At 73.9% G+C, this 22,400-nt stretch carries 21 protein-coding genes; 12 read left to right on the top strand and 9 right to left on the bottom strand.

The window, feature by feature from the left end:
- Positions 1-101: 101 nt before the first annotated feature.
- The 4 genes from msrB to ACIA8F_RS28685 all read right to left on the bottom strand — a co-directional run bounded on the left by msrB (position 102) and on the right by ACIA8F_RS28685 (position 3,417).
- On the bottom strand, positions 102-509 hold the full coding sequence (msrB, locus tag ACIA8F_RS28700; RefSeq protein WP_327255659.1) for a peptide-methionine (R)-S-oxide reductase MsrB: 408 nt from the start codon (positions 507-509) through the stop codon (positions 102-104).
- A 36-nt stretch (positions 510-545) separates the two neighbouring features.
- Complete coding sequence (murC, locus tag ACIA8F_RS28695; protein ID WP_399383033.1) at positions 546-1,940, bottom strand: UDP-N-acetylmuramate--L-alanine ligase; 1,395 nt, start codon at positions 1,938-1,940, stop codon at positions 546-548.
- Positions 1,941-2,028: 88 nt separating this feature from the next.
- Entirely contained in the window at positions 2,029-2,496 is a 468-nt protein-coding gene (locus ACIA8F_RS28690) for an indole-3-glycerol phosphate synthase (protein WP_399383032.1), read from the bottom strand.
- 147 nt (positions 2,497-2,643) lie between these two features.
- Complete coding sequence (locus tag ACIA8F_RS28685) at positions 2,644-3,417, bottom strand: pyrimidine reductase family protein (protein WP_399383030.1); 774 nt, start codon at positions 3,415-3,417, stop codon at positions 2,644-2,646.
- 36 nt (positions 3,418-3,453) lie between these two features.
- Between ACIA8F_RS28685 and zapE the strand changes: the two genes are divergently transcribed.
- The 5 genes from zapE to ACIA8F_RS28660 all read left to right on the top strand — a co-directional run bounded on the left by zapE (position 3,454) and on the right by ACIA8F_RS28660 (position 8,899).
- A complete protein-coding gene (gene zapE / locus ACIA8F_RS28680; RefSeq protein ID WP_399383028.1) occupies positions 3,454-4,557 on the top strand; it encodes a cell division protein ZapE in 1,104 nt (367 codons plus the stop codon).
- A 63-nt stretch (positions 4,558-4,620) separates the two neighbouring features.
- Positions 4,621-5,046, top strand: coding sequence for an OsmC family peroxiredoxin (locus ACIA8F_RS28675; protein ID WP_383938963.1), 426 nt, complete (start codon positions 4,621-4,623; stop codon positions 5,044-5,046).
- Between the two features lie 138 nt (positions 5,047-5,184).
- Positions 5,185-6,621, top strand: coding sequence for an alkaline phosphatase PhoX (locus tag ACIA8F_RS28670; protein WP_399383026.1), 1,437 nt, complete (start codon positions 5,185-5,187; stop codon positions 6,619-6,621).
- A gap of 395 nt (positions 6,622-7,016) precedes the next feature.
- Positions 7,017-7,943, top strand: a complete 927-nt coding sequence (locus ACIA8F_RS28665) for a polyphosphate kinase 2 family protein (protein WP_399383085.1) — start codon at positions 7,017-7,019, stop codon at positions 7,941-7,943.
- Positions 7,944-7,960: 17 nt separating this feature from the next.
- The gene (locus tag ACIA8F_RS28660; protein WP_399383024.1) at positions 7,961-8,899 is read left to right on the top strand and encodes a polysaccharide deacetylase family protein; all 939 of its coding nucleotides are present in this window, start codon (positions 7,961-7,963) and stop codon (positions 8,897-8,899) included.
- A gap of 26 nt (positions 8,900-8,925) precedes the next feature.
- Here ACIA8F_RS28660 and ACIA8F_RS28655 read toward each other — a convergent pair whose 3' ends face one another.
- On the bottom strand, positions 8,926-9,138 hold the full coding sequence (locus ACIA8F_RS28655; protein ID WP_399383022.1) for a hypothetical protein: 213 nt from the start codon (positions 9,136-9,138) through the stop codon (positions 8,926-8,928).
- 88 nt (positions 9,139-9,226) lie between these two features.
- The gene (locus ACIA8F_RS28650; RefSeq protein WP_399383021.1) at positions 9,227-9,901 is read right to left on the bottom strand and encodes an AIM24 family protein; all 675 of its coding nucleotides are present in this window, start codon (positions 9,899-9,901) and stop codon (positions 9,227-9,229) included.
- Positions 9,902-9,972: 71 nt separating this feature from the next.
- On the opposite strand from ACIA8F_RS28650, the gene ACIA8F_RS28645 reads away from it, so the two are divergent.
- From ACIA8F_RS28645 to ACIA8F_RS28625, 5 genes are all read left to right on the top strand, one after another.
- A complete protein-coding gene (locus tag ACIA8F_RS28645) occupies positions 9,973-10,722 on the top strand; it encodes an aminoacyl-tRNA hydrolase (protein WP_399383019.1) in 750 nt (249 codons plus the stop codon).
- Positions 10,723-10,948: 226 nt separating this feature from the next.
- The gene (locus ACIA8F_RS28640) at positions 10,949-12,316 is read left to right on the top strand and encodes a DUF692 family multinuclear iron-containing protein (RefSeq protein WP_399383017.1); all 1,368 of its coding nucleotides are present in this window, start codon (positions 10,949-10,951) and stop codon (positions 12,314-12,316) included.
- Complete coding sequence (locus ACIA8F_RS28635; protein ID WP_399383016.1) at positions 12,313-13,374, top strand: TIGR04222 domain-containing membrane protein; 1,062 nt, start codon at positions 12,313-12,315, stop codon at positions 13,372-13,374. Before ACIA8F_RS28640 ends, ACIA8F_RS28635 begins: the two co-directional genes overlap by 4 nt.
- An 84-nt stretch (positions 13,375-13,458) precedes the next feature.
- Positions 13,459-14,244, top strand: coding sequence for a TIGR04222 domain-containing membrane protein (locus ACIA8F_RS28630; RefSeq protein WP_399383014.1), 786 nt, complete (start codon positions 13,459-13,461; stop codon positions 14,242-14,244).
- Between the two features lie 81 nt (positions 14,245-14,325).
- Complete coding sequence (locus ACIA8F_RS28625; protein ID WP_399383013.1) at positions 14,326-16,110, top strand: alpha/beta hydrolase; 1,785 nt, start codon at positions 14,326-14,328, stop codon at positions 16,108-16,110.
- 106 nt (positions 16,111-16,216) lie between these two features.
- Here ACIA8F_RS28625 and hemQ read toward each other — a convergent pair whose 3' ends face one another.
- Together hemQ and hemG are read right to left on the bottom strand one after the other, a co-directional pair.
- Complete coding sequence (gene hemQ / locus ACIA8F_RS28620; protein WP_327303858.1) at positions 16,217-16,930, bottom strand: hydrogen peroxide-dependent heme synthase; 714 nt, start codon at positions 16,928-16,930, stop codon at positions 16,217-16,219.
- 4 nt (positions 16,931-16,934) lie between these two features.
- A complete protein-coding gene (hemG, locus tag ACIA8F_RS28615) occupies positions 16,935-18,428 on the bottom strand; it encodes a protoporphyrinogen oxidase (protein WP_399383011.1) in 1,494 nt (497 codons plus the stop codon).
- Positions 18,429-18,592: 164 nt separating this feature from the next.
- On the opposite strand from hemG, the gene ACIA8F_RS28610 reads away from it, so the two are divergent.
- Positions 18,593-19,687, top strand: a complete 1,095-nt coding sequence (locus tag ACIA8F_RS28610) for a DUF4349 domain-containing protein (RefSeq protein WP_399383009.1) — start codon at positions 18,593-18,595, stop codon at positions 19,685-19,687.
- Between the two features lie 64 nt (positions 19,688-19,751).
- On the top strand, positions 19,752-21,140 hold the full coding sequence (locus ACIA8F_RS28605) for an FAD-dependent oxidoreductase (RefSeq protein ID WP_399383083.1): 1,389 nt from the start codon (positions 19,752-19,754) through the stop codon (positions 21,138-21,140).
- 121 nt (positions 21,141-21,261) lie between these two features.
- On the opposite strand, the gene hemE is transcribed toward ACIA8F_RS28605, so the two are convergent.
- Entirely contained in the window at positions 21,262-22,326 is a 1,065-nt protein-coding gene (hemE, locus tag ACIA8F_RS28600; RefSeq protein WP_399383008.1) for a uroporphyrinogen decarboxylase, read from the bottom strand.
- Positions 22,327-22,400: the final 74 nt, after the last annotated feature.

Raw genomic sequence — 22,400 nt, 5'->3', positions numbered from 1 at the left:
CGCCGACACCGGACCGCCGGTTCGCGCGCCGGGAGGACACGAGGGCGCCGGCCGTCGGAAGCCCGACGACCGGCGCCCGGTCGGTCTCCGTCCGTGCGGGGTCAGCCCCCGGCCGGGGTGAGGCGCAGCGAGATGCTGTTGATGCAGTACCGCTGGTCCGTGGGGGTCGGGTAGCCCTCGCCCTCGAAGACGTGGCCCAGGTGGGAGCCGCACTTCGCGCACAGCACCTCGGTGCGGACCATGCCGTGGGCGACGTCCGCCTTCAGTTCGACCGCGTCGGAGTCCTTCGGGTCGTAGAAGGACGGCCAGCCGCAGTGCGACTCGAACTTCTCCGTGGAGCGGAACAGCTCGGAGCCGCAGCCGCGACAGCTGTAGACGCCCTCCGTCTTGGTGTCCGTGTACTCACCGCGGAAGGCGGGCTCGGTTCCGGCGAGGCGCAGCACCTGGTACTCGGACGGGGTCAGCTCCGCCTGCCACTGCTCGTCCGTCTTCTCTACCTCGTACGACATGACTGTTCTCCCGTATTCCCGCTCTTCCCAGAGCCGTCAGTTCGACAGACGGGCCAGGATGGCCGGCCCCAGGTCCGTGACATCGCCCGCACCCATGGTGAGAACGAGATCGCCGGGCTTGGCCATTCCCGCGATGACGTCGGCGACGGCGTCCTTGGAGTGCTCGGGGGTGACATCGGCCCCGGCGGCGCGGGCGGCGTCGATGATGATCTCGCTGGTGATCCCCGGGATCGGGTCCTCGCGGGCCGGGTAGATGTCGAGGACGACCGAGGCGTCGGCGAGGGCGAGGGCCCCGCCCATCTCCTTGCCGAGTTCCTGGGTGCGGGAGAAGAGGTGGGGCTGGAAGACGACCAGGATGCGGGAGTCCCCGGCGGCTCCGCGGATGGCCTCCAGGTCGGCGGTCATCTCGGTGGGGTGGTGCGCGTAGGAGTCGATGACCTGGACCCCGGCGGCCTCGCCCTTGAGCTGGAGGCGGCGCTTGACCCCGGTGTACTTGCCGAGGGCGGAGGCCAGGTTGTGCGCCGGGATGCCGAGCGCGACACCGGCGGCGAGGGCCGCGACGGCGTTGTGCGCGTAGTGGCGGCCGGGCACCGACACGGTGAAGGTGAGCATCCGGCCGTCGATGACGACGGTGACCTCGCTGGTCAGACCGCGCGGGGTGATCTTCGTGATCCGGACGTCGGCCTCGGGCTCCTCGCCGTACGTGACCACCTTCAGCCCGTCGTTGCCGCGGACCCGTCCGGCGATCTCGGCCGCGCCCGCCTGGCCGTGGGCGATGACCAGGGTGCCGCCGTCGGGGATCTTGCCGACGAAGGTCTCGAAGGACGCGTAGATCTCGTCCATCGACGCGTAGTTCGCGTGGTGGTCGAGTTCGGCGTTGAGGATGATCGCGACCTGCGGGGTGTACTTGTGGAAGCTGCGGTCGCTCTCGTCGGCCTCGGCCACGAAGATGTCGCCCTCGCCGTGGTGGGCGTTGGAGCCGGGGGCGTCCAGGTCGCCGCCGATGGCGTACGAGGGGTCCAGGCCCAGTGCCGAGAGGGAGACGGCCAGCATCGAGGTGGTGGTCGTCTTGCCGTGCGTGCCGGCGACGGCGATCGGCCGCAGGCCGTCCATCAGCCCGGCCAGGGCGTCGGAGCGGTGCACGACGGGGATGCCGAGCTCGGCGGCGCGGGCCAGCTCCGGGTTGTCGGCGCGGATGGCGCTGGAGACGACCACGCAGGTGGCGTCGTCGGCGAGGTGCCCGGCGGCGTGCCCGATGTGGACCGTGGCGCCGTGGGCGCGCAGCGCCTGGGCGGTCTCGGAGTCACGGGCGTCGCTGCCGGCCACCTTGGCGCCGCGCTGGGCCAGGATCTTCGCGATGCCGGACATGCCAGCGCCGCCGATGCCGATGAAGTGGGGCCGTTCCATGGCGGTCGGCAGGCCGGGCTTCATTCAGGTAGCTCCAGGATCGAGTGCGTACGTACGGCAGCCGGTGCGCGGGGACGGGGATACCCGGATCCGCGGTCCGGCCGCCTCCACCCTATTCCTTGTGGGCGAAGAGCTTGAGCACCGGAACACCGACCTTGTGGCGCGCCCGCGAGGCCCAGTCCCGGTGGAAGAACTCCTCGACGTAGTGCGGGGCGGTCAGCACGATCACCTCGTCGGCGTTGGTCTCGGCCACCACCGCCTTCAGCTTGTCGAGCGGGTGGTCGTCGACGATCTGCCCGACGGCCTTGGCGCCCTTGGCCCGCAGGGACGCGAGGGAATGGGCGATCGCCAGTTCGGCCGGACCGCGGGCCGCGTCGCCCTCCGGTTCGTCGCCCTCGTGGATGGCCTCGGGAAGCTCACCGAGCGCTACGTCGTCGATGGCGCGCAGCAGCCGGTCCCGGTCGCCGCGGGGCTGCATGAGGACGATGAAGGAGACCTGCTCGTCTCCGTGGAGGGTCGTGACGAAGTCCACGTCGACGGGGGTCAGCGGCTGCTCGATCATCAATACGCTCGTGAACACGGACGCCCTCTCCTTCGTGGGCCGAGACCGGCCGGCCGGCCCCTGCGGAAACCATCCTGCCCCGCTGTCGCACGGGGCCTGCGCGGTTATACCTGCCCAGTACTGTGCCCAGCGGAAGCTAAGCGGAACGACAAATTCCGCCTCTCTTCAGATCCGACGGTAACGCGTGAACAGAAACCCGGCCTCTTCCAGCAGGCAGGCCGGTGCGAGCCGGTGCGGAACCGTGACGGAGGGGCCGCCGGAGATCCGCTGGGCGTCACCCGCCGTGAGCATCGGGGAGATCGTCAGGCAGAGCTCGTCCAGCGCGTCCGCGGCCACGAACTGCCCCAGCAGCCGGGGCCCGCCCTCGGTGAGCTGGCGGCGCAGCCCCCGGTCTGCGAGCTCCCGTACGGCCCGGGCCGGGTCCACGCCCGCCCCGTCACCGGCCACCACCACCTGGACCCCGGCGGCGGCCGCCTCCGCGACCCGCCCCTCGGGGGCGGCGGCGCCGGTGAGCACCACGGTGGGCACCAGCGGCGAGGTGAACAGGGGCAGCGAGAAGTCCAGGTCCAGGCCGGCGGTGACCACGGCGATCACAGCGGCGGGCCCCTGACCGGCCGCCTCGCGGCGGGCGGCGAAGGCCTCCCGGGCCCGCGCGGGGCGGTACCCCTCCAGGCGAACCGTTTCCGCACCGACGACCACCACATCGGCCAGGGCCCGCAGGGTGCCGAAGATCCGCATGTCCGTCTCGCCGGAAATGGGCTGGGAACGCCCGTCGTGCTGGCCGGCGCCGTCCAGCGTGGAGACCATGTTCGCGCGCAGCCAGTGGCCGTCCGGGCCGAGCTCCGGGTACGCGTACGCCTCGGCGAGTTCGTCCAGCGACCATGCTCGGTCGGTCTGGTCCGCGGATGTCTGATCGGTCACAGGGAACAGGCGTCGCATCGGTGCAGTGTGCCACGCCCCGTAGAGTTAAGAGCTGTGTCAACCTCTCTCTCGCCCTCAGCGTCAGCCTCCGGGCGGCCCCCGATAGCCGACGCGGGACCGCAGTCCCTGTGCGCCCGCGAGCCGCGGGTGCCCGCAGAGCGGCTGGTGGCCGAGATGGTGCCGCCGCCCCGCTTCGACGCGGTGCGCTTCGACACCTACGACCCGGACCCGGCCCAGCCCAGCCAGTCCGAGGCCGTCACCGTCCTCGCGGACTTCGCCGCGGGCCTCGGCGGGGCGCACGCGAGCGGCTCGGGCAAGAAGCGGTGGTTCTCGAAGAAGCCGGCGGCTCCCACCGGACCGCGCGGGGTCTACCTCGACGGCGGCTACGGCGTCGGCAAGACCCACCTGCTCGCCTCCCTCTGGCACGCCACCCCCGCCGAGCCGGCCCTCAAGGCCTTCGGCACCTTCGTCGAGCTGACCAACCTGGTCGGCGCGCTCGGCTTCCAGCAGACCGTGCAGACCCTCGGCGGGCACCGCCTGCTGTGCATCGACGAGTTCGAGCTCGACGACCCGGGCGACACCGTCCTCGTCTCCTCCCTGCTCAGCCGCCTCGTCGAGCAGGGCGTGGCACTGGCCGCCACCTCCAACACGCTGCCCGGCAAGCTCGGCGAGGGCCGCTTCGCCGCCGCCGACTTCCTGCGGGAGATCCAGGGGCTCTCCGCGCACTTCCGCCCGCTGCGCATCGACGGCCAGGACTACCGCCACCGCGGCCTGCCCGAGGCCCCCGCACCGTTCTCCGACGAGCAGGTCACCAAGGCCGCGTACGCCACCGAGGGCGCGAGCCTCGACGACTTCCCCGGGCTGCTGGAGCACCTGGCGCGCGTGCACCCCAGCCGGTACGGGGCCCTGACCGACGGCATAACGGCCGTCTGCCTCACCGATGTCGGCCCGGTCCCGGACCAGTCGACGGCGCTGCGGCTGGTGGTCCTGGCCGACCGGCTGTACGACCGGGAGGTTCCGGTCCTCGCGGCGGGCGTCGCCTTCGACCGGCTGTTCAGTGACGAGATGCTGAACGGCGGCTACCGCAAGAAGTACTTCCGGGCCATCTCGCGGCTCACCGCACTGGCACGCGACGCGAAGCCCCTGGTGTCCCAGTAGGTTTGGGGGCGCCGGGCCGTTCCCACGGCCCGGCCGTACCCACCTTCTGTGAAGGGATCCACCATGGCCACCACGCGTACCGCCCACACCAACTGGGAGGGCAACCTCCTCAAGGGTTCCGGCGTCGTCACCCTCGACTCCTCGGGCCAGGGCTCGTTCGACGTCTCCTGGCCCTCGCGCGCCGAGGCCGCCAACGGCAAGACCAGCCCGGAAGAGCTGATCGCCGCCGCGCACTCCAGCTGCTACTCGATGGCCCTCTCGCACGGCCTCGACGGCGCCGGCACTCCCCCCACCCGGGTGGAGACCAAGGCCGATGTGACGTTCCAGCCGGGTGAGGGCATCACCGGCATCCACCTGACCGTGGTCGCCGAGGTTCCGGGCCTGGACGCCGAGGGCTTCGCCGCGGCCGCCGAGGACGCCAAGAAGAACTGCCCGGTGAGCCAGGCGCTGACGGGCACGACGATCACCCTCACCGCCACCCTGGCCTGACGGCCGCCTGCCGGGCGCGGCCGGGATCGGCCGCGCCGGGCACCGGTGGCGGGGGACGGCGCGGCGCAGCCGGTCCCACCGGACCCCCGTGGTACCACGGCTCGGTCCTCTGTCCTGTCCCACCGCCGGGAGTTGCCCATGCCGCCCAAGCCGCCGATGTCCCTCAGCCGGCGCAGCCTGCTCGCCGCCGGATCCGTCTCCTTCGCCGGGGCGCTCGGCGCCCTCTTCGCCGGAGCCGGCCCGGGGGCCGGAGCGAGCACCGGAACCGGAGCGGGCACGGGAGCCGGAGCGGGCACGGGTCCGGGTGCGCGCACGCCCGCCCCCGTCTCCGACCGGGGCTACGGCCCGCTCGTGGCCGACCCCGCCGGGCTGCTCGACCTGCCCGCGGGATTCACGTACCGCGTCCTCTCGCGCGCCGGCGACCCGCTGCGCTCGGGCGGGGGCACCGTCCCGGGCAACTGCGACGGCATGGCCGCCTTCGACGCCGGGCGGGGCCGCGTCCGGCTGGTGCGCAACCACGAGAACCGCACCACCGCCCCGCTGCGGGTCCCTCCCGTCGAGGGGCTCACCTACGATCCGCACGCCCTGGGCGGCTGCACCCTCCTCGACCTGGACCCGTCCGGCGGGGTCACCGCCGAGCGCGTCGCCCTCGCCGGCACCGCCGTCAACTGCGCGGGCGGCCGTACCCCCTGGAACACCTGGCTGTCCTGCGAGGAGACCGAGGACCGGGCCGGCACCAACGGCTACACCCGCGACCACGGCTACGTCTTCGAGGTCGACCCCGCCGACCCCCACCGCTCGGGCGCCGTCCCGCTCACCGCGATGGGCCGCTTCGCGCACGAGGCCGTCGCCGTGGACCCGTACCGCGGCGTGGTCTACGAGACCGAGGACGCCTTCGTCGAACCCTTCGGGCTCTTCTACCGGTTCCTCCCCGCCCGCCCCCTCGGCGGCCTCGGCTCCCTGCGCGCGGGCGGCGAACTGGAGGCCCTGCGGGTCCCGGGCCTCGCGAACCTCGCGGTGGTGGACGAGCCCGGGGCCGAGTTCCCGGTGGAGTGGGTCCCCGTGCCGGACCCGTCCGCCGCCACGACCCCGATCCGGCTCCAGGACTTCGGCCCCGGCGGGATCACCCACGCCCAGAAGCTGGAGGGCTGCTACTGGGGCGACGGCGGCGTCCACTTCGTCTCCAGTTACGCCCGCACCCGCGAGGGCTCCCCCGCCGAGCACCACGGCCAGGTGTGGTTCTACGACCCGCTGCGCGCCCGGCTCCGGCTGGACGTGGTCTTCGGCCCGGCCACCGACATCCAGCTGCCCGGAGACTCCCCCGACAACATCTGCCTGGCCCCCGACGGCGGCCTGATGGTGTGCGAGGACGGCGGCGGCGCGCAGTACGTCTTCGGCGTGACCCCCGGCGGCACGGTCTACCCGATGGCCCGCAACGCCATCGACATCGGGAAGCCGGGGGCGCCGGAGTGGGGCGAGTTCGCCGGGGTCACCTTCTCCCCGGACGCGCGGACGATGTACGTGAACGCCTACACGCCCGGGACCACCTTCGCCGTGACGGGTCCATGGCAGTGACCCGCACTGCCTTACGGCCCGCCCGTACCGCCTTCCGGCCCGCCCGGCCCGGCCTTTCGTCACGTCGCGGTCCACTGCGTTGTGGTGGAAGATCGGATGGAGTCGACGGATAGAGGTAGGTAGCGGTGGCCAAGAAGGACAGCAAGTCCGCCAAGGGCGCCAAGGGCGAGAAGACCGGCAAGGCGGAGAAGGCCGAGAAGGTCGCGAAGGCCGCGAAGGCGGAGGCCAAGGCCGCTGCCAAGGCCGCCGCCGGGAAGGCTGAGGAGGCGGCCGCGCCTGCGAAGGCCGAGAAGGGCGAGAAGGCCGAGAAGGGCGTCACGGCGGAAAAGCCGGAGAAGACCGAGAAGGCCGAGAAGGCGAAGTCCAAGCCCCTCTCCCTCCGCGAGCTGCTCCGCATCTCCGCGGAGAACTCCAAGGGCTCCAAGGGCGGCGCCCGCAAGTCCGGCGGGCACGGCCACGGACACGGCTCCGCGTACGGCTACGACACGCCCCTGAGCCCCCTGCTCCGCGTCCCCTCCGGCGAGCGCGTCGACCTCGGAGCCCTGCCCACCGCGGCGACCCCGGCCGGTCCCAGCGACAAGGCGGCCGGCGTGGCGGCGACCGCGCTGATGGGCGAGCGGCTCGCCTCCCTCCAGGAGCGGCTCTACGCCGCCAGCACCGCGGGCGACCGCCGCCGCGTCCTGCTCGTGCTCCAGGGCATGGACACCAGCGGCAAGGGCGGCACCGTCAAGCACGTGATCGGCCTGTTCAACCCCTCCGGCTGCCGGATCAAGGCCTTCAAGGCGCCCACCCCGGAGGAGCAGAACCACCCCTTCCTCTGGCGCATCATGAAGGCGCTCCCCCAACCGGGCGAGATCGGAATCTTCGACCGTTCGCACTACGAGGACGTCCTCATCGCCCGCGTCCGCGACCTGGTGCCGCGCAGTCAGCTGGGCCGGCGCTACGCGCAGATCAACCGGTTCGAGAAGTCCCTCGCCGACGACGGGGTCACCGTGGTGAAGGTGTTCCTCCACATCGGCTACGAGGAGCAGCGCAAGCGGCTCCTGGAGCGGCTCGACAACCCGGACAAGCACTGGAAGTTCAACGTGGGCGACATCGAGGAGCGCTCGGTGTGGCCCGCGTACCAGCAGGCCTACGAGCTGGCCCTGGAGCGGTGCTCCACGGACGCCGCGCCCTGGTACGTCGTCCCTTCGGACCGGAAGTGGTACCGCAACTGGGCCATCAGCAAACTGCTGCTGGAGCATCTGGAGGGCATCGCGCCGCAGTACCCGAAGGGTGACTTCGACGTGGAGGAGTGCCGCACCCGTCTGCTTGCCACATAGTCATATATTTTGCGCATGTGACCATCTCAGTGCGCAGGACGGCCGCCGTCGCGGCCGTAGCAGCTCTCAGTGCCGCCCTCGCCGCGTGCGGGGGCGGCACCGGTACGCCGGAGGCCGGCGGCCGGGCCCGGCTGGGGGCCTCCGCGGCCCCTTCCGCTCCGCCGTCCGCCTCCCCCTCCACCGCGGGCGCCGCGGCTCCCTCGCCGAGCCCTCCGGGCGGTGCATCGGTGACTCCGCAGCCCGGAGCTCCGGGCAAGGCGCCGACCATGGCCCCAGGTCCGGGCGGTCTGACCCCCGTCTTCGACCGCGCGAAGCAGCAGACCGACAAGACGGTGGCGCTGACCTTCGACGCCGACATGACCTCCGATCAGGGGCCGCGCGCGGCCGGCGGCGAGCACTTCGACAACCCGCAGCTGATCTCCACGCTGCGCACCCTCAAGGTGCCCGCGACGGTCTTCATGACGGGCCGCTGGGCCGAGGAGTACCCGGACCAGGCGAAGTCCATCGGCACGGACCCGAACTTCGAGATCGCGAACCACTCGTACAGCCACCACGCCTTCAAGTCCCCCTGCTACGGACTCCCCACCCTCGACGAGGCCGCCGCCCGGGCCGACGTGGACCGGGCCTTCGAGGCCTTCCACAAGGCGGGCGCGGTCAACACCGTCCCGTACTTCCGCTTCCCCGGCGGCTGCTACGACGACCAGGCGCTGCGCGCCATCTCCACCGCCAAGGTGACGGCCGTCCAGTGGGACGTGGTCAGCGGGGACGCGTTCGCGAATGATCCCGACGCGGTGGCCGAACAGGTGCTGGCCGGGGTGAAGCCCGGCTCGGTGGTGGTCATGCACTGCACGCGCAGCGCCGCCCCGGTCACCGAGGAGGCCGTCCGGAAGGTCGTCCCGGAACTGCGCAAGCGCGGCTACCGCTTCGTGAAGGTCTCCGACCTGATCGGCAAGTAGCCCGGGCGGCCGGCCGACCCGCCGGTTCAGCCCGAGCAGGCCGTGCGCTGCGCGTCCTGCCACTCGCACACCGGGCACAGCACCACGCCCGGTGTGGCGACCCCGTACTCGGTGGGCTTCCCGCACTCCACGCAGTCGGCGTAGGGCGGCCCGGGCACCCGCCCGGCGGGCGCCGCGGGGGCGGGGCAGTACGGGGAGTCGGGCAGGTGCTGCCCTGTCTGGTGCTCCGTCTGGTCCATGCGTCCGAGCCTACTCACCTCCGCCGCGCCGCGACCGCGCAGGCCGCCGCCCCCGCCCCGGCGGCCGGCGGCAGCGCGACGGGCGCGGTCAGTGGGCGGCGGCCGGCTCGGCGGCCTCGCTCGGGCGGACGATGACGAAGCCCTCGCCGCTGAGCTTCAGCTGGACGGCCTCGCCGGAGCCGCCGCGGATCATCGAGCCGACGGACTGGGAACGGTGCAGTGCCGTCTCCAGACGGGCACTCCAGCCGACCACCGCGTCGGTGTCCGCGTAGACCGGCGCCTGCGGGGTGACGGGGATGACGATCGGGTTCCCGTCGCAGACCACGGCGAGCTTCCCGGTGCCGGTGAAGAGGCTGTTGAAGAGGCCGCCGCCGGTCATGCCGGCGCCCTTGAGCATCTTGATCTCGTAGCCGAGGGTCGCGTCGAAGCACAGCACGTTGCGGCCGTTGACGGTGAGGGCGTCACCGGGCTCGAACTCGACGATGAAGCAGTTCCCGGCCCGGTGGGCGAACCAGGCCTCGCCCTGGCCGGTCACGGACATCAGCGCCAGCCCCTCGCCCGTGACGGCGCGCTTGAGCATGCCCCCGATGCCCTGCCCCTTGCGTTCGAACTGCAGGTTCCCGCGGAAGGCGACCATGGAGCCCTGACGGGCGAGCATCTCGCCGTTGACGGCGTACTTCACGGATTTGGCGTTCTGGAGGGTCATACCGGGTACGGCAGACGCCTCGGCCAGGTTCTCGGACGCGAAAAGATCACTCTTCATGCGTGCGATCCTCGCCCGGCCCTGGCCCCTCGGTCATCAGCCTGGAGGCGGAGGCTGGCATCCTTGGCCGGATGAGCACCGAGGACACGCGCCACGACACCCGGGTACCCGCAGTCGGGTCCGACAGCCCCTTCCGGCAGGAGCGGATCGCCCGCGACGACGCACCGCAGTACGTCCTCCCGCTGGTCGTGCGGATCGAGAAGACGGAGCCGCCGGCCCGGACCGATGCCCTGGAGACGGCCGCGCGCGCCGTGCTCGTCCTGCTCACCGACGAGCGGTCGGCCGGCGAGGGCGAGTGGGCGGCGGCGGTCCGGGACTGGCAGGACGCGCGGATCCGCAAGGTGGTGCGCAGGGCGCGCGGGGCGGAGTGGCGCAAGGCGGAGGCCCTGCCGGGCCTCACGGTGCACGGCGCGGGCTCCGAGGTACGGGTCTTCCCGCCGGTCCCGCTCGACGGCTGGCCCAGGGAACTGGCCAAGCTCCAGGTGTCGGGCACCGATCTGGACGACCCGGAGCCGGTCGCCCCGGCCGGGGCGGGACTGCCCGTCCTCTGGCTCAACCCGGACCTGGACATGTCGGCCGGCAAGGCCATGGCACAGGCCGGGCACGCGGCGCAGCTCGCCTGGTGGGAGCTGACCGGCCCGGAGCGGGCCGCGTGGCGGGAGTCCGGCTTCCGGCTGGCCGTGCGGACGGCCGCGCACGAGCGGTGGACGGAGCTGTCCGGGAGCGGGCTGCCGGTGGTGCGGGACGCGGGGTTCACGGAGATCGCGCCCGGTTCCTGCACCGTGGTCGCGGACCATCCGGCGCTGCGGGCGCGGCTGTAGGAGGGGCGCGGCGGTCCGCTCGTAGCCCGTCGCCCCTCACCCGCCGCCCGTCGCGAACGGCCCGGAGCCCGTGGCGCGGACGTGCGGGCTCCCGCGTCCCGGCATCCGGGACGCGGGCCGGGCCGGGAACCTCAAATGTTGCTCTGAACGTCCCCCCGGGCGGTTGGCCCGACTCCGTCGGGGCCATGACATCGGCACACGGACCGATGAGAGGGGGCGAGGGGACATGAAGCCCATGGCACACCTGGGGGTGGGCATCGGCTGGCGGCCGGAGATCGCGGGGGCGGTGGAGGGCCTGCCGGGCCTGGACTGGGTCGAGGTGGTGGCGGAGAACATCTGCCCCGGCCACCTGCCGGAGTCCCTGCTGCGGCTGCTCGAACGCGGGGTCCGCGTGGTGCCGCACGGAGTCTCGCTGGGCATCGGCGGCGCCGACCGCCCGGACCCGGCCGGGCTGGCCGCGCTCGGGGAGCGGGCGGTGGCCCTGGGGGCTCCGCTGGTCACCGAGCACATCGCCTTCGTACGGACCTCCTCGGTGGCGCCGGGACCTGTGCTCGAAGCCGGGCACCTGCTGCCCGTACCGCGGACCCGGGACGCGCTGGACGTGCTCTGCGCCAACGTACGGATCGCGCAGGACGCGCTGCCCGTGCCGCTCGCGCTGGAGAACATCGCGGCGCTGGTGTCGTGGCCCGGGGAGGAGCTCACCGAGGCGCAGTTCCTGACCGAGCTCGTGGAGCGGACCGGGGTGCGGCTGCTGATCGACGTGGCCAACCTGCACACCAACCGGGTCAACCGGGGCGAGGACCCGGTCGCCGTGCTCGACGGGATCCCGCTGGAGGCGCTGGCGTACGTGCACGTCGCCGGGGGCGTGGAGCGGGGTGGGGTGTGGCACGACACGCATGCGCATCCCGTGCCGGAGGCTGTGCTGGAGGTCCTGGCGGAGCTGCGGGCCCGGGTGGACCCGCCCGGGGTGCTGCTGGAGCGGGACGACGAGTTTCCGGGCGGGGCCGAGCTGGCGGGTGAGCTGGCCGCGATCCGGGGGGTGCTGGGTGGCCGCGGCCCCGCGGGGGCTGTCCCCCGCCCGCCGTTCCGCCGTTCCCCGGGGCTCCTGCCTGGACCCCGCGCCTCACACGCGGGCGAGGCTGGAGGGGGCTCCGCCCCGGCCGACGCCGAGGACAGCGCGCTCGACGCCGCGCGGACCCGGGTCGGGATCGGGCAGGCCGCCCTGTTGTCGGCGCTGGTTGCCGGAACTCCCGTGCCCGAAGGGTTCGACCGGCAGCGGGTCCGCGTGCAGGCGCGGTCGCTCGCGGCCAAGCGGGCCGGGATCGTGGCCGGGCTGGCGCCCGAGCTGCCCCGGATCCTGGGCGGGGAGGACGCGTACCGGGAGGCCTTCCTCGGCTATGCCCGGCACCGGCCCATGACCGGCGGATACCGGCGCGACGCGATGGACTTCGCCGAGCACCTGCTGGTCCGGGACCTGCCGGCCGATCCCGCGGCCCGGCGGCGGCTCACCCTCTGGTGGCGTGACCGGGCCGGGCAACGGCCGCCGCGCCGCGCCGTGCGCTGGGCCCGCGCCCTCGTGGGGAGGGCGGCGTGACCTTCTTCGACTTGCTCGCCGTGGCCATCTGGGCCGGCGTCATCGTCTCCAGCGTGCTGCTCCTGCGCGGCCTGCGGCGGTCGCGGCCGTCCACCATCGGCCCGCCCCCGCGGCTGCACGACCTGTCCGAGGCCGCCTTCATGGCCGGCGGCCCCGGCGCGGTGGTGGACGCCGCGCTCGTCTCGCTGCTCTGCGACGGCCGGATGCTGGCCGGCGGGCCCGGGATCGTCCAGGTGCGGCCCGGGGTGCGGGGCGGCGACCCGGCCCAGCGGGCCGTGCTCCAGGCCTGCCAGGGGGCACCGTCCGGGTGGCTCTACCAGATCCGCTACGCCGCCATGCGGGACCCGGCCGTGCAGGAGACCGGCGACGCACTGGCGGCCCGCGGGCTGATCGCCACCCCCGGCGGACGCCACCGCTGGCTGCGCCACGGGGTGATCCAGGCCATCGTGTGCGGGGTGCTGCTGGTCCTCTCGCTGCCGCTGTCCTTCGTCGCCTTCATGCTCCAGGAGGGGGCCGGGACCTTCCACGTGCCCTTCGTGGCCGAGGTACTGCCCGTCCTGCTGGGCGGCATCGTCGCGGGCACCATGGGCGCCTCCCGCGCCCGGCAGCGGATCACCCCGGCCGGGGCCGCGGCGCTCCGTGCCATCCGCGCCCACTACGGGGCCGACCAGAGCCCGTACGTACAGACCTCGCTGTTCGGGCTGCGCGGCCTGCGGGACCCGTACCTGCGCGAGCAGTTGGTGCCGGCGGCCCGCGGGACCCGGCTGGCGGCGGGCCAGTCCCGCACGCGTTCCGCCGGCTCGGGGTCCTCCTGGCCATCGGGATCCGAGGTGATTCCGGTCGTCTGGTGCGCGAGCTCCGACGGCGGCGGTTCCGGCGGGTCGGGCTGCGGCTCCCCGGGGGGCAGCAGCTGCTCCTCGGGGTCGGGCTGCGGGTCCTCGGGGAGCAGCTGCGGGAGCGGCGGGTCGAGCTGTTCGGGCAGCTCCGGAGGGTCGAGCTGCTCCAGTGGCTCGAGTTGTAGCAGTTCGTCCAGTTCCAGTTGCGGCAGCAGTTCCTGACCTCCCATCACGGACCCGTCACGAGCTGCTCACACCTCGGCAGAACGCTGTACCGGCCCGTTCCACATCTTGTAGAACTCGGGCATGTTCTGGGTCCTGTTCCTCCTCCTCGCCTGGGCAGGGCTGCTGTTCGCGTGCACCCGCCTCCTGCGGGCCGCCGCCGAACCGGCGGCCCCCGCACCGGGCACCGCCGCGCGCCGGCGTCACGACGAGCTGAGCCTGTACGAGGCCGCCTATCTGGCCGGCGGCCCGGAGCGGGTGGCCGAGCTGACGCTGCTGTCCATGCAGCGCCAGCGGCGGCTGCTCCTCGCGTACACGGGCTGGGCCACGGTGGTCGACCCGGTGGGGCGCGATCCGCACGAGCGCTCGGTGCTCGGCGCGTTCGGGCCGGACGGGCAGGAGCAGGTGATCTCCGTACGGGCCGTCGCGGCGCGGGATCCGGCCGTACGGGCCCTCGCGGACCGGCTCGGGGAGGCCGGGCTCGCGCTGTGCGACGGGGACCGGCAGGAGATGGACGCGGGGATCCGGGCGGTCCGGCAGGCCACCCTGCTGGTCCTCGCCATGGCGGGGGCGGCGCTGTGCGTGCCCGATCCGCGGACCACGACCACGATGATCCTGTGCTGGTTCGCGCTGCCTCTGATCCTGGCGCTGGGCTGCCTGGCCATCGCCCGCGTCGAGGGGCACGCACAGTCCGGGTGGGCCTCCCCGGCCGGCCGGCGGCTCCTGGTGGAGCTGGGCCGGGAGCAGGGCGTACGGGGTTCGCTCACGGCCGTGGCCCTGCGGGGGCTGCGCGCGGTCACGGAGCCGGAGCTGCGGGCGGCGCTCGCCTACGGCAGGCGGGGGCGGATTCCGCGGCAACGGGGGCATTGAGCGCGACACCGGCCGGCGGTCCTGTACAGGAGGCCGCCCGGCGGATTTCATCGGACGGTCCGATGAGATGAGAGGCCCGCCATGCGCATGCCCCGGGTGCCCGTCGCGGTCGCGCTGGCCGCCCTCGTGCTGGCCGCCTCCCTGCCGCTGACCTCCGGCGCCGAGGCCGCAGCCGCAGCCGGGACCGCTCCCCCGGGCCCGCCCCGGGTGACGGCCGGGCCCGGTCCCGCCGGAGCCGCCCGGGCGGCCGCTGAGGCCGCCGGGGCCGAACTCGTGGCCCGGCGGGCCGCGGCCGCCGCCGCGCGCGCGGGGCTCCCGGGCCCGGCGGGAGGCCGGGCGGGAGGTCCGGCGCCGGACCGTCAGGGCGCCCGCGAGGGGCTGGAGTTCGGGCCGTGCCCCGTCTCCGAGGGGCTCGGCCCGGACGCGCGGTGCGGCACGCTCCGCGTCCCGGTGGACTACGCCCGGCCCTTCGCGCAGCAGACGCAGATCCTCGTCAGCCGGGTCGCCGCCTCCGGCGCGGGCGGGGTCCGGCGGCAGGGGGCGCTCGTCTACAACCCCGGCGGGCCGGGCGGGAACGGCCTGTTCTTCCCGCTCGTCGCCGGCCTGCCCGAGTGGCACCGCATCGGGGCCGCCTACGACCTCGTCGGCTACGCCCCGCGCGGGGTGGGCCGCTCGGGGCACCCGCTGTCCTGCCAGGACCCGGCACGGTACGCCCCGGCCCCGTCCGCAGCCGCCGGCGCGCAGCCGGACGCCGCCGCCAAGGAGGCCGGGATCGCCGCCGCCCGGGCCTACGCCCGCGGCTGCGCGGAGCGGGCCGGGGCGGCCCTGGGCTCGTATACGACGCTGAACAACGTCCGCGACCTGTACGTGCTGCGGGCCGCGCTCGGCGAGAGCGGGCTGACCTTCATGGGGGCCTCGTACGGCACGTACCTCGGTGCGGTCTACGCCACCCTCTACCCCGGTCACGTCCGCAGGATGGTCTTCGACTCGGCCGTCGATCCCGACCCGCGCAAGGTCTGGTACGGCAACAACCTCGCCCAGGCCCCCGGCTTCGAGCGCCGCTGGGCCGACTTCCGCGCCTGGACGGCCCGGCACCACGCCGTGTACGGGCTCGGCTCCACCCCCGGCGCGGTGCAGGCGAGTTACGACCGGGTGCGGGCCGCACTGGCCCGCGAGCCGGCGGGCGGGGTGGTCGGCACCGGGCAGCTGCACGCGGCGTACTTGCGGGCCGCGTACTACGACGAGGTCTGGCCGGGCCGTGCGGCGGCCCTGGCGGCGTTCCTGCGCGGCGATCCGCGCCCGCTGGTCTCGCTCGCCGCCCCGGACCCCTCGGCGGCCGTGGAGAGCGAGAACGCGACGGCCGTCTACACCGCGACCCTGTGCAACGACGCCCCGTGGCCCGCCGACTGGGAGACCTGGGACCGCGACACCACCGAACTGGCCCGCACGGCCCCCTTCGAGACCTGGACCAATGCCTTCCTGAACCTGCCCTGCGCCTTCTGGCCGGTGCGCGACCGGCAGCGGCCGGTGGACGTGGGCTCACGGCCGGACGTCCCGCTGCCCGGCACGCTGATCGTCGCGGCCGAGCGGGACGGCGCCACTCCGTACGGGGGCGCTCTGGAGCTCCAGCGGCGGCTCGGGCCGCGGGCCGGGCTGGTGACGGAGCGGGGGGCCGGCACCCACGGGGTGGTCGGCGGACGCAATGACTGCGTGGACGCCCACGTGGAGCGGTACTTGCTGACGGGTGACACGGCGGGTTCACGTGTCACGTGTGCGCCGCATCCGGAGCCCGCACCGGTGTCGCTGGACGACCGGGCAGCGGTGGCCAAGGGGCACCCCAGGGCACTGCTGCCGCCAGTCGTCTGAACTTCCGGGCGGGATCTCCGGCTGCGTCGATTCGGGGGCAGGGCCTCCCGATCCCCGGAGGACGCCGGTCGGGCGGTCCTCCGGTCCTTCCCCCCAGGGGAGGTCTCTAGGCGAGTCCGTCCACCAGGTCGGCGACGGACTTGCGGCGCCCGGTGTAGAAGGGCACCTCTTCGCGGACGTGCATGCGGGCCTCGGAGGCGCGCAGGTGGCGCATGAGGTCGACGATGCGGTACAGCTCGTCGGCCTCGAAGGCCAGCAGCCATTCGTAGTCGCCGAGCGAGAAGGAGGCCACGGTGTTGGCGCGCACGTCGGGGTAGCCGCGGGCCATCATGCCGTGGTCCTTGAGCATGCGGCGGCGGTCCTCGTCGGGCAGCAGGTACCAGTCGTAGCTGCGCACGAAGGGGTAGACGCTGACGTAGTCGCGCGGCGTCTCGTCGGCCAGGAAGGCCGGGATGTGGGACTTGTTGAACTCGGCCGGGCGGTGCAGGGCCATGTTCGACCAGACCGGCTCCAGCGCGCGGCCCAGCTTGGTGCGGCGGAACAGGTTGTACGCGGTCTGCAGCTCGTCGGAGGTCTCCGCGTGCCACCAGATCATGATGTCCGCGTCGGCGCGCAGGCCGGAGACATCATAGGTGCCGCGGACGGTGATGTCCTTGGCGGCCAGCTGGTCGAACAGCTCCTGGACCTCGTCGGCGAAGCCGGCGCGGTTCTCGGGGAGCACGTCCTTGAGCTTGAAGACGGACCACAGGGTGTAGCGGATGACCTCGTTGAGGTCCTTCGCCTTCTTCCCCGCGTTGGGAATCTTCTCTGGTGCAGTCATGTGTCTATTGTCCCGTGCGCTGGTCAGTGGTCGGTGCCAGGGGTGCCCCAGCGGCCCCCAACGTGGCGATCACCACGTCGGCGGCCTTGCCCGCGCTCGCGATGCAGGCCGGGATGCCGACCCCGTCGTACAGCGCTCCGCACACCGCGAGGCCCGGCAGGGCAGCGACGGCGGAGCGGATCCGGGCCACCTTCGCGAGGTGGCCGACGGGGTACTGGGGCAGCCCGGCGTCCCAGCGGGTGACGGTGGAGGCCACCGGACGGACGGCGGGCGCGAGGCCCACGGCCGCGCCGAGGTCGGCGCGGGAGACCTCGACCAGTTCCTCGTCGGAGCGCTTCAGGTCGCCCTCGTCCCCGTGGCGGCCGACGGAGGTGCGCAGCAGGAAGAGCTCGGGATCGGTACCGGCCCAGGCCCACTTGTTGCTGGAGAAGGTGGAGGCCTTGATCGTCCGCCCGTCGACGGGCGGTACGAGGAACCCGCTCGCGCCGCCGTCGGCGATCCCGGCCGGCAGGTCGCGGCGACGCAAGGCCATCGTGACCAGGGCCATGGAGGCGTACTCGACCCCGCGCAGTTCGCCGGCGGCCGAGGGCGCGATCCGGTCGAGCAGGCGGGCGGCGGGTCCGGCCTGGACGGCCACGACCACCGCGTCGGCCTCGATGGCCTCGGGTCCGCCGGGGGCGTCGGCGACCACGCGCCAGCCGGCGGCGGTACGGGTCAGCTCGCGCGCGGGGCTGTCGAGGAGGATCCGGGCTCCGGCCGCCCGGCAGGCCTCAGCGACGGCGAGCGGGAGCCTGCCGATGCCGCCGTCGATGCCGGAGAAGACGGGACCGCTCTGCCCCGCCCGGGCCGCCCGGGCCTGGAGTTCCCGTACGCCCTCGCCCAGGGAGGCGTGGCTGCGGGCGGCGTCGAAGAGCTGGGGGACGGCGGCCCGCATGGAGATGCGGTAGGCGTTGCCGGCGTAGACCCCGCCGAGCAGCGGTTCCACGAGGCGGTCGACGACCTCGTGGCCCAGGCGGGCGGCGACGTACTCGCCGAGGGCCACGTCCTCGCCGATCTCCTGCGGCTCCAGGGCGCCTTCGGCCCCGGCCCGGGCCAGGCCCTCGGCCGAGAGCACCCCGGAGGCGGCGAGCGGGCCCAGGTCGCCGGGGACGCCCATGACGTGACCGCCCGGCAGGGGGCGCAGTTCGCCGCGGGTCCACAGGCGGGCGGTCGCGGTGGCGGGCGGCTGCAGGGCCTCGCCGAGTCCCACGGCGCGGGCCAGTTCGAGTGCTTCGGGGCGGCGGGCGAGGACGGATTCGGCGCCGAGGTCCACGGGCAGGCCGGCCAGTTCGCCCGAGCGCAGCTTGCCGCCGAGGCGCGGGCCGGCTTCCAGGAGGGTGACGCGAAGGCCCTCGGCGAGCAGCCGGTGGGCTGCCGCGAGGCCCGCGATACCGCCGCCGATGACGACGACGTGCCCCGCGGGGGCCGGCCGGTCCGTACGCGTGTCCGCTTCGTGCATGGACACATCGTCTCAGACCGCTCACCGGGCGATCGCCGAGGCCTGACCGTGACCGCTTCGGCATCACCTCGGGACCGGGCGTACGAAACCCGGGGCGGGGCCGCGTACGTCAGAACGGCGAGGCACGGAGCACGAACGCATCCGACGATTCCGATGATTCCGACATGCAGCAGGGGGACCACGCGATGCACACCCAGCACAGACGTCACGGCCGGTACGGGAGGCGTTCGGCGACGGCCCTGGCCGCGCTCTCCCTGACCGGGGCCCTCGTCCTCACCGGCTGCTCCGCCGGCGGCGACGCCGGCGCGGACAAGGCGGCCGTCGCGGCTCCCGGGCGGCAGGACGCCGCCGGGGAGGGCGGGGCGGCGGCCCCCGCCCCGGCCGCGTCGGGGGCGCCGGCCCCGGGCGCCGACAAGGGCCAGCCGCAGGCTCCGGCCGTACGCGCCCAGATCATCCGGACGGCGACCCTCGGCGTGGAGACGGCGGACGTGCAGAAGGCGACGGCCGGGGCCCGGACGGCGGCGGAGAACGCCGGCGGGTACGTGGGCAACGAGTCCACCGCGCGCGATTCCGAGGGGTCGATGACCTCGACGGTGACCCTGCGCGTGCCGGGCGAGCGCTTCGACGCGGTGCTGGCCGCGATGGAGGGCAGCGGGAAGCTGCTCAACCGCAAGGTCGAGGCGCAGGACGTGACGCAGAAGGTCGCCGACGTCGACAGCCGGGTCAAGTCCCAGCAGGCGAGCGTGACAAGGGTGCGGGAGATGATGGAGAAGGCCTCGGGGCTGAGCGAGGTCGTGACGCTGGAGTCCGAGCTCAGCAAGCGCCAGGCCGATCTGGAGTCGCTGCTCGCCCAGCAGACCGCCCTGAAGGACCAGACCTCGCTCGGCACGATCACGCTGACGTTCTCGGAACCGGGGAAGCCGGTGGCCAAGGAGCCCGAGGAGCCGGATCCGGGCTTCACGGACGCGCTGCTCGGCGGCTGGGCCGTGTTCACCGCCGTGATCATGTACCTGCTGATGGCCCTCGCCGCGGCCTCCCCCTTCCTGCTGTCGGGCGCGTTCCTGCTGCTCTGCTTCCGCCGGTACCGCAAGTGGCGTCCGGCGCAGCAGAAGCCCGACGGTCCCGTGCGGCGGCTTCCCGCGCAGGCCGGCCCGGTGCGGCCGGGGCACACGGCCGCCACCGCGACGGATCCGCCGACCCCGCAGGCGGCCCCTGCGGTGATCTCTCCGGCGGCCCCTCCGGCGGACGACAGGGACTGAACACCCGTACGCACGTAGCGTGGTCCCCGCAGACATCGGCGGCGGGGAAGGGCGGTACGGGCACATGGGGAACGGCACGGAGCGGCTGGTGGTGGTGGGCGGTGATGCGGCGGGGATGTCCGCCGCATCACAGGCCCGGCGGCTCAAGGGCCCGGCGGAGCTGGAGATCACCGCCTTCGAGCGCGGGCACTTCACCTCGTACTCGGCGTGCGGGATCCCGTACTGGATCGGCGGCCTGGTCGGCGGCCCGGACGAGCTGATCGCCCGGACGCCCGAGGAGCACCGGGCGCGGGACATCGACCTGCGGACGCGGACGGAGGTCGTGGAGCTGGACCTCGCGGGGCAGCGGGTGCGCGCCCGCGATCTGGAGTCGGGCGCCGAGTACTGGACGGGGTACGACAAGCTCGTCCTGGCCACCGGAGCCCGCCCGGTCCGCCCCCGGCTGCCCGGCATCGGCGCGCACGGGGTGCACGGGGTGCAGACGCTGGACGACGGGCAGCGGCTGATGGCGGACCTGGAGCGGACGGCGGGCCGCCGGGCGGTGGTCGTGGGCGCCGGGTACATCGGGGTGGAGATGGCGGAAGCCCTGCTCGGACGGGGCTTCGAGGTGACCGTGCTGCACCGGGGCGCGCAGCCGATGTCCACGCTGGACCCGGACATGGGCGGCCTGGTGCACGGGGCGATGAACCGCATGGGGATCCGTACGGTCGCCCGCGCCGAGGTGACGGAGATCCGCACGGACGAGGCGGGCCGGGCCCGCGCGGTGGTCACGGCGGCCGGGGAGGAGTACCCGGCGGACGTGGTCGTCCTCGGCATCGGCGTGGAACCGCGCACGGCCCTGGCTCGCGCGGCGGGCCTGCCGCTGGGCGAGTCGGGGGGCCTGCTGACCGACCTCTCCATGCGGGTCCGCGGCCACGACAACATCTGGTCGGGCGGCGACTGCGTGGAGGTCCTGGACCTGGTGGCGGGCCGGATGCGGCACATCCCGCTGGGCACGCACGCGAACAAGCACGGCCAGGTCATCGGCTCGGGCGTCGGCGGCGGCTACGCCACCTTCCCGGGCGTGGTCGGCACGGCCGTGAGCAAGGTCTGCGACCTGGAGATCGCGCGTACGGGCCTGCGCGAGCGCGACGCCCTGGCCGTCGGGCTCCGCTTCGTCACGGCGACGATCAGCTCGACGAACACCGCGGGCTACTACCCCGAGGCGGCGGAGATGACGGTGAAGATGCTGGCGGAACGCCGCACGGGCCGCCTCCTGGGTGTCCAGATCGTCGGCGGCCCGGGCTCCGCGAAGCGGGTGGACATCGCCGCGGTGGCCCTGACGGCCGGCATGACGGTGGACCAGATGGTCTCCCTGGACCTCGGCTACGCCCCACCGTTCTCCCCGGTCTGGGACCCGGTCCTGGTGGCCGCCCGCAAGGCGGTCTCCGCGGTACGGGCGGCGGGGGTCTGACTTCGGGGGTCTAGCTGCGGGACGTGGGGGGGGGGGGGGGGGCGGGGGGGGGGGGGGGGGGGGGGGGGGGGGCGGGGGCGGGGGGGGGCGGCCCGGGGCCCCACGTCGGCGCAGCTCGGTCCTAGACCGCCGTCTGCGTGTGGACGTAGTCCACCAGGCGGGTCAGGGCGTCCGGGTTGGTCGTCGGGAGGACGCCGTGGCCCAGGTTGAAGATGTGGCCCTCCAGGCCCGCCGCGGCGTCCAGGACCTCGCGGGTCTTGGTCTCCACCGCCTCGGTGGTGGAGAAGAGGACGGCCGGGTCCAGGTTGCCCTGGAGCGCCTTGCCTGGGCCGACCCGCTTGACGGCCTCGTTCAGGGAGACCCGGTAGTCGACGCCCATGACGTCCGCGCCGGCCTCGCCCATGAGGCCGAGCAGCTCGCCGGTGCCCACGCCGAAGTGGATGCGCGGGACCCCGTACGAGGCCACGGACTCCAGGACCTTCGCGGAGGCGGGCATCACCGAGCGGCGGTAGTCCGCCGGGGCGAGCGCGCCGACCCAGGAGTCGAACAGCTGGACCGCGGAGGCGCCGGCTTCGATCTGCACCTTCAGGAAGGCGGAGGTGATCCCGGCGAGGCGGTCCAGCAGGTCGGCCCACAGCTCCGGGTCCCCGTACATGAGGGCCTTGGTGTGCTCGTGGTTCTTGGAGGGGCCGCCCTCGACCAGGTAGCTCGCGAGGGTGAAGGGCGCACCGGCGAAGCCGATCAACGGCGTGGAGCCGAGTTCACCCGTGAGCATGCCGATCGCCTCGGTGACGTACGAGACGTCCTCCGGGGTGAGGTCGCGCAGCTGTGCGAGGTCCTCGCGGCGGCGGATCGGCTGGGCGACGACCGGGCCGACGCCCGGCTTGATGTCCAGGTCGATGCCGATGGCCTTCAGCGGGACCACGATGTCGGAGAAGAAGATGGCCGCGTCCACGTTGTGGCGGCGCACCGGCTGCAGGGTGATCTCGGTGACCAGGTCGGGCCGCATGCAGGATTCCAGCATCTGCGTGCCCTCGCGCACCTTGCGGTACTCGGGGAGCGAGCGCCCCGCCTGTCGCATGAACCACACGGGGGTGTGCGGTACCGGCTCGCGCCGGCACGCCTTCAGGAAGGCGGAATCGTACGTCTGGCTCGGCGTGCCCGTGGGGCGGGTGTTGGCGCTCACGACTCAAATCTTCGCACGTATGAAGAAGTGCCCGGCCCGGCGCGGGTGTCCCTGCGCCGTACGGGCGCTCGTTC

Origin of the sequence: Streptomyces sp. NPDC051563 (assembly GCF_044454225.1) — a bacterium.
Lineage (GTDB): Bacteria > Actinomycetota > Actinomycetes > Streptomycetales > Streptomycetaceae > Streptomyces.
The sequence above is the reverse complement of the archived record's forward strand: the minus strand, read 5'-3'. Positions and strand labels throughout refer to the sequence as shown.

Bases quoted from the DNA above. Each gene is read 5' to 3' on its own strand.
- msrB (WP_327255659.1), bottom strand. From the start codon at position 509: ATGTCGTACGAGGTAGAGAAGACGGACGAGCAGTGGCAGGCGGAGCTG.
- murC (WP_399383033.1), bottom strand. From the start codon at position 1,940: ATGAAGCCCGGCCTGCCGACCGCCATGGAACGGCCCCACTTCATCGGC.
- ACIA8F_RS28685 (WP_399383030.1), bottom strand. From the start codon at position 3,417: ATGCGACGCCTGTTCCCTGTGACCGATCAGACATCCGCGGACCAGACC.
- ACIA8F_RS28675 (WP_383938963.1), top strand. From the start codon at position 4,621: ATGGCCACCACGCGTACCGCCCACACCAACTGGGAGGGCAACCTCCTC.
- ACIA8F_RS28670 (WP_399383026.1), top strand. From the start codon at position 5,185: ATGCCGCCCAAGCCGCCGATGTCCCTCAGCCGGCGCAGCCTGCTCGCC.
- ACIA8F_RS28655 (WP_399383022.1), bottom strand. From the start codon at position 9,138: ATGGACCAGACGGAGCACCAGACAGGGCAGCACCTGCCCGACTCCCCG.
- ACIA8F_RS28650 (WP_399383021.1), bottom strand. From the start codon at position 9,901: ATGAAGAGTGATCTTTTCGCGTCCGAGAACCTGGCCGAGGCGTCTGCC.
- ACIA8F_RS28645 (WP_399383019.1), top strand. From the start codon at position 9,973: ATGAGCACCGAGGACACGCGCCACGACACCCGGGTACCCGCAGTCGGG.
- ACIA8F_RS28640 (WP_399383017.1), top strand. From the start codon at position 10,949: ATGAAGCCCATGGCACACCTGGGGGTGGGCATCGGCTGGCGGCCGGAG.
- ACIA8F_RS28630 (WP_399383014.1), top strand. From the start codon at position 13,459: ATGTTCTGGGTCCTGTTCCTCCTCCTCGCCTGGGCAGGGCTGCTGTTC.
- ACIA8F_RS28625 (WP_399383013.1), top strand. From the start codon at position 14,326: ATGCGCATGCCCCGGGTGCCCGTCGCGGTCGCGCTGGCCGCCCTCGTG.
- hemQ (WP_327303858.1), bottom strand. From the start codon at position 16,930: ATGACTGCACCAGAGAAGATTCCCAACGCGGGGAAGAAGGCGAAGGAC.
- hemG (WP_399383011.1), bottom strand. From the start codon at position 18,428: ATGCACGAAGCGGACACGCGTACGGACCGGCCGGCCCCCGCGGGGCAC.
- ACIA8F_RS28610 (WP_399383009.1), top strand. From the start codon at position 18,593: ATGCAGCAGGGGGACCACGCGATGCACACCCAGCACAGACGTCACGGC.
- ACIA8F_RS28605 (WP_399383083.1), top strand. From the start codon at position 19,752: ATGGGGAACGGCACGGAGCGGCTGGTGGTGGTGGGCGGTGATGCGGCG.